The sequence below is a fragment of the Candidatus Cryosericum odellii genome, assembly GCF_003570935.1.
Taxonomy (GTDB): Bacteria; Caldisericota; Caldisericia; order Cryosericales; family Cryosericaceae; genus Cryosericum; species Cryosericum odellii.
In genome coordinates this window covers 1-4,848 of the sequence record NZ_QXIU01000152.1, presented here as the reverse complement: position 1 = coordinate 4,848, position 4,848 = coordinate 1, and the positions used below count along the sequence as shown (strand labels likewise).

The window sequence follows — 4,848 nt, the reverse complement described above, 5'->3', positions numbered from 1 at the left end:
CCTTCTATTGGTTTTTACGGTAATTGTATAAGAATTGTGCCACCCTTGGTTTTATCTGAAGATTTGGCAAAGACAGCAGCGGATATAATGGAACAAGCGATGAACGATGCCATTGGAGGAAAAGTTGAAAGGGGCACCTCAACATGGTCTTGAGGTATGCGGGCAAGGGCTGGGATAGAAACCCCGAGTACCTGCAGGCAGCTGTTTCAGCAGCGGCAGAAGAGGCCGTGAGAGGGTGTAGATTGTTGCGGCAATTGCCGTTGGGAGGTAGTTGAAATGAGGTACTTCATCAGCCAGGACATGGAGGGCGTAGGTGGTCTTGTGTCATGGTCAGAAGGTATTCAGGAGCAGCGAGAACTCATCACGGGCGAGACGTGTGCCGCCATCGAAGGCATCCGGAGTGTGGACAAGGAAGCTGCAATCGTGGTCGCCGACAGTCACGGCCATATGCAGAACCTGTTGCTCGACAGGCTTCCACAGGACGTGCAGGTCGTGCGGGGAGCCCCTCGTCCGCTATGTATGGTCGAAGGAGCAGACGCAACCTGCGACGCAGCCCTGTTTATCGGCTACCATGCTCCCGCCGGAACACTGCATGCGTCCATGGACCATACCTTTACTACCACCATCTATGAGGTTCTGGCCAACGGGCATGCCGTGGGTGAGACAGAGCTCAATATGATCCTGTTAGCTCACCTGGGCATCCCGCTCATCTTTGGCGGCGGTGATGAGCAGTACTGCAAGTTCTCGCAGGAGTTCTTCCCCCACGCCGTCTTTGTCACCACCAAGTGGGCTACCGGCCGATATTCCCAGCGAACACTGATGCCCGAAGCATCGAGGGCACTGATCCGCGACGGTGCCGCCAATGCGACGCGTCAATTGATGACCCGGGGTCGCACGACACTCGCTGACGAGCAGCTTCAGGGAACCCTCCAACACGATGTTCTGGCGACTTCGCCGTCGACTTGGACCGTGCGTTTCCCGACGACCAGCATCTGCGATGTCGCCACGTGGATCCCCGGCTCTCTGCGCTCCGGCGGCCGTGAACTTACGTACACCTCGGATGAGCCGGTCGAGCTTTACCGTTTCCTGATGAGTTGCATTGTCGCAGGGAGGTACGACAAAGACCTGTAGCCTCTACACACATCCCCTCAGTCAATGACATGCCGGGCACAGCACGTGCCCGGCATTGTTGCCTTACATTAGAATCACCTCGAAACCGGGTAAAGTTGCTGGCGCCAGTCTATGTCTTTCCTCGGAATGATGTGGGGTGAAAGCCAGGACACGCTCATAGGGGGTACAGGGTGTGTCATACCAGAGATCCCAGACCGTCCTGCGGACGATGCTCCAGTTCTTCTGCTCCACTGGTCAGTTGTCATTCTTCCTGTATGGGCGTGACGCGTACAACATGGCCGAGCTGCACAAAGCGCCCTTGCGCCGCTACGTCCGACTCATGCGGTTGGAGGACAGCTTCCGACAGCTGCAGATCCCGCTACAGTTGGAGTAATACATCTCCTTCCGTCGTTCCCACAAAGACGCGAACCCATATGCCAATACACCCCTGTCCGTCGTTTCCGCGAAGGCGGGAACCCACTCCCTTGCTTGCAGCACCTGAGACTGTCGTATATGGGCTACTAGAGTCAGGTCTTGGAGAGTGTTACAGCTTTGGAGACAAATCCGTCGGATGCCTCCAGCAGGCGAACCGCTTCTTCGTTGGTGACTCCGGCCAGGAGCTGGGTGATCGCGATTTTGACCGAACCGTTCGAGAGAGTCAGTGCGTGCTCAGCTTCCTCTCGGGCAACTCCCGTCGCTAAACAGACAATACGCTTGGCCCGCTCGTCAAGTTTCTTGTTGGTTACTTTGAGGTCGACCATCAAGTTGCTATATACTTTGCCCATCTGGATCATCGTTGCTGTACTCAGCATATTGAGAACCATCTTTTGGGCAGTTCCTGCTTTCATACGGGTAGATCCCATGATTGCCTCTGGACCAACCAAAACAACGATGGAATGATCAGCAATCCGCTCCATCTCGGAATTCGGCGTACAGGTCAAGGCTATCGTCATGCTTTGCAGCGTCTTGGCGTAAAGCAACCCTCCGATGACATAGGGAGTTCTCCCACTGGCGGCAATCCCTACAACAATGTCACAAGATTTGAGATGTATAGATTCCAGGTCTTCTTTGGCCAATTCCCGCGAGTCCTCAGCTCCCTCCACCGCCTTAAATATGGCTCCCGCTCCACCCGCAATAAGACCTTGAACCATGTCCGGTGGCGTACCGTACGTAGGCGAGCACTCGGAAGCATCCAGTATTCCCAACCGTCCACTACTTCCAGCCCCGAGGTAGATGAGGCGTCCTCCGGCCCTCAGAGCATCAACGATCCTGTCAACTGCTGACGAAATTGGAGCTAGAACTTGTCTCACTGCCTCCGCTACTTTCAAGTCCTCTTTATTAATCTCCAGCAGGATATCATGAGTTGGGATCACGTCGATATCCAAGGTGTCCGGGTTACGTGTCTCCGTTAACAGGTGTTCGAGATCAAGCATCCAATCGCTCCTTTTCCACGTACTCCAGCTAATCAATCACCGTTTCAGCGATGTTGTGGATCTTTCCTCTCAATGCCAATAGTTTTTGATTATCCCGGCTTGGATGAATTCTATTGGTCAAAAGAATCACCCCTAAACCCCTCTGCTGATCGACCAGTAGCGATGTCCCGGTGAAGCCGGTGTGAAAGAGAGCGTCTTCAGAGGCCAAGTCACCCATGGCATCTCCAGGGTTTTTCAGCTTCCAGCCTAAGCCCCTTCTTTCTGTCAGTTGCTCAGTGTAGCATTGCCTCATGAGATTAAGTGAAGCGACACTGATGATCTTCCGTCCCTCATGATAACCATTGTTTAAGAGCATCCGCACAAAACGTCCCAAGTCCTGCGCAGTGGAGAAGAGACCGGCATGCCCGCTCACGCCCCCCATGGCATAGGCGTTGCCGTCATGGACTTTCCCACTGACGAACCCCCTATCTTCTCTGAATTCTGTCGCAACAAACCTCTCGGACCCCTCTGGTGAGGGATTAAAGCAAGTTTCATTCATGTCGAGAGGTTCAAAAACATACCGACGTAAAAACTGTTCCAGAGATCCGGAAAGTTTCTCGATCACTAATCCCAGGAGCATGAAATTAAGATCTGAATAGGTAACCACTGTCCCAGGTTGATCCACCAGGGGAACTTGATATAAATCGTCAATCACACCTGCACGACCACGATTCGCCTGGTAAAATTTAACACTCGCAGGCAGGCCGGAGGTATGTGTCAAGAGCTGAAGGATCGTTGTATTCTTCAAATGCCCAGCAGGCAGTATAGACCCTACGGTATCATGAAGCCTCAGCTCACCATTTTCGATCAAAATCATAATTGAAGTTGTCGTAGCAACAACCTTTGTAAGGGAAGCAATATCAAAGATACAATCGCTTCGCATTTCTCTCGGACCAGGGAGAATCTGGGCATGACCAGCAAAGCCAAAATGTTCTTCATCAGGAGTGATCAGACCCCAGACTGCGCCGGGGAATACCCCGTCTTCAATTGCTTTCTCTACACAGTGGTCAAACAGCTGAACACGATCCGCGATCATAATCTCTCCTCGCCGAGCTTTCTCATGTTTTCAGTAGATCATCCTGCAATAATTCCCGGCCTCGTAATCGCTGTACCTACAACAACCGCATGGGCACCGTACTCCAGCGCCAGCGCGGAAAGACCCGCATGATCGACGACTTGCCCGTCGTCACGCCGATGAAGTAAAAGGTCGGTACCTTTTTCGTGACAACAGGATACTGATTGTCCATGAAGCTCATTCTTGTCGTATCGCTTTCACGGCAGCGACAAAATGACGCGCGACCTCAGTGATCTTGTCAAACTGGCCGCTCCTGGCAAGAGCAGAAGAACACAGTTCACTGCCGGCGCCAACGGCAACAGCGCCCGCCTGCAGCCACGCCGCAACATTGTCAACGCTGACACCACCGGTCGGCATCAGGGGAATCTGCGGGAACGGACCGTGAAGGCTCTTGATGTACGATGGGCCGACCAGCGATCCGGGGAACAACTTGACGACGTCCGCACCCATACGATACGTCGCAAGAACTTCGGTCGGAGTCAGCGCTCCCGCCATTGTGACCAGCCCGGATGCCACCATTGCCTTGACAAGGTTCGGTTCGCAGACAGGACTAACAAGGAACCTCGCTCCAGCCGCAACGGCCTTGTCTACATCGGAAACCTCGGTGAGTGTTCCCATGCCCAGCACGATCTGATCCTGATACTTGACTGCAACCTTTGCTGTCACGGCATATGCATCAGGTGTCGAGAGCGTTATCTCGATACTGTTGACACCCCCGGCTACCAGTGCATCGACCATTTTGAGGGTCAGCTCGGGCGATGGGCCGCGCAGAACGGCAATGAGACCATTGGTACGAATTTGCTGAAGTGTTTCCTGTTTTGTCATAGTCATTGTAGGTTCTCCTTGCATTTCTCGATATCAGACAACACGGTGCGCAAGGTCAAGCGCCAGCTCAGCGACAGAAACAGAGTTGGCTCCGGGCGTATTCATGACGATGACGCCATGGTGCTTTGCTGCTTCCAGATCAATGTTATCTAGCTATCTACGCCGGCACCGTAGCGTGAAATAACTTTCAGACGATCAGCAGATGCTCAGCTTCCGGCTCGCCCTGCGTGAACGAGGCTGGTGACACGAGAACCGCGCACTTCTGTGCCCATCGTGGAGTGGCATACAGAACAGTCCCAGGATGTGGAACCATTCAACATCGCAATCTCCCTCGGGAGTCTCCATGACCATGTAACCCTTCTAAAT

6 protein-coding genes and 1 pseudogene are annotated in these 4,848 nt (G+C 53.4%); 2 read left to right on the top strand and 5 right to left on the bottom strand.

The annotated features are described in order from the left end of the window. Nucleotides 1-276 precede the first annotated feature (276 nt). Together SMC5_RS06335 and SMC5_RS06330 are read left to right on the top strand one after the other, a co-directional pair. Nucleotides 277-1,131, top strand: a complete 855-nt coding sequence (locus SMC5_RS06335; protein WP_119120029.1) for a M55 family metallopeptidase — start codon at nucleotides 277-279, stop codon at nucleotides 1,129-1,131. 172 nt (nucleotides 1,132-1,303) lie between these two features. Continuing rightward, nucleotides 1,304-1,504 (top strand): hypothetical protein, encoded by a 201-nt coding sequence (locus tag SMC5_RS06330; protein ID WP_119120028.1) that lies wholly within the window; start codon nucleotides 1,304-1,306, stop codon nucleotides 1,502-1,504. Nucleotides 1,505-1,637: 133 nt separating this feature from the next. Here SMC5_RS06330 and murQ read toward each other — a convergent pair whose 3' ends face one another. From murQ to SMC5_RS11685, 5 genes and pseudogenes are all read right to left on the bottom strand, one after another. After that, nucleotides 1,638-2,543, bottom strand: a complete 906-nt coding sequence (gene murQ, locus SMC5_RS06325) for an N-acetylmuramic acid 6-phosphate etherase (RefSeq protein ID WP_119120027.1) — start codon at nucleotides 2,541-2,543, stop codon at nucleotides 1,638-1,640. A gap of 28 nt (nucleotides 2,544-2,571) precedes the next feature. Beyond that, on the bottom strand, nucleotides 2,572-3,618 hold the full coding sequence (locus SMC5_RS06320; protein WP_119120026.1) for a serine hydrolase domain-containing protein: 1,047 nt from the start codon (nucleotides 3,616-3,618) through the stop codon (nucleotides 2,572-2,574). A gap of 109 nt (nucleotides 3,619-3,727) precedes the next feature. Then, nucleotides 3,728-3,829 (bottom strand): annotated as a pseudogene (locus SMC5_RS11395) (shikimate dehydrogenase); the annotation flags it as partial. A gap of 5 nt (nucleotides 3,830-3,834) precedes the next feature. Then, complete coding sequence (locus SMC5_RS06310) at nucleotides 3,835-4,482, bottom strand: bifunctional 4-hydroxy-2-oxoglutarate aldolase/2-dehydro-3-deoxy-phosphogluconate aldolase (RefSeq protein WP_119120030.1); 648 nt, start codon at nucleotides 4,480-4,482, stop codon at nucleotides 3,835-3,837. 33 nt (nucleotides 4,483-4,515) lie between these two features. After that, nucleotides 4,516-4,593 carry a hypothetical protein gene (locus SMC5_RS11685; protein WP_407079763.1) on the bottom strand — a complete coding sequence of 26 codons (78 nt, stop codon included), beginning with the start codon at nucleotides 4,591-4,593 and terminating at the stop codon, nucleotides 4,516-4,518. Between the last annotated feature and the right edge of the window lie 255 nt (nucleotides 4,594-4,848).

What these genes read in the sequence shown, in the direction of transcription:
- SMC5_RS06335 (WP_119120029.1), top strand. Translation starts at nt 277, where the DNA reads ATGAGGTACTTCATCAGCCAGGACATGGAGGGCGTAGGTGGTCTTGTG.
- SMC5_RS06310 (WP_119120030.1), bottom strand. Translation starts at nt 4,482, where the DNA reads ATGACAAAACAGGAAACACTTCAGCAAATTCGTACCAATGGTCTCATT.
- murQ (WP_119120027.1), bottom strand. Translation starts at nt 2,543, where the DNA reads ATGCTTGATCTCGAACACCTGTTAACGGAGACACGTAACCCGGACACC.
- SMC5_RS06320 (WP_119120026.1), bottom strand. Translation starts at nt 3,618, where the DNA reads ATGATCGCGGATCGTGTTCAGCTGTTTGACCACTGTGTAGAGAAAGCA.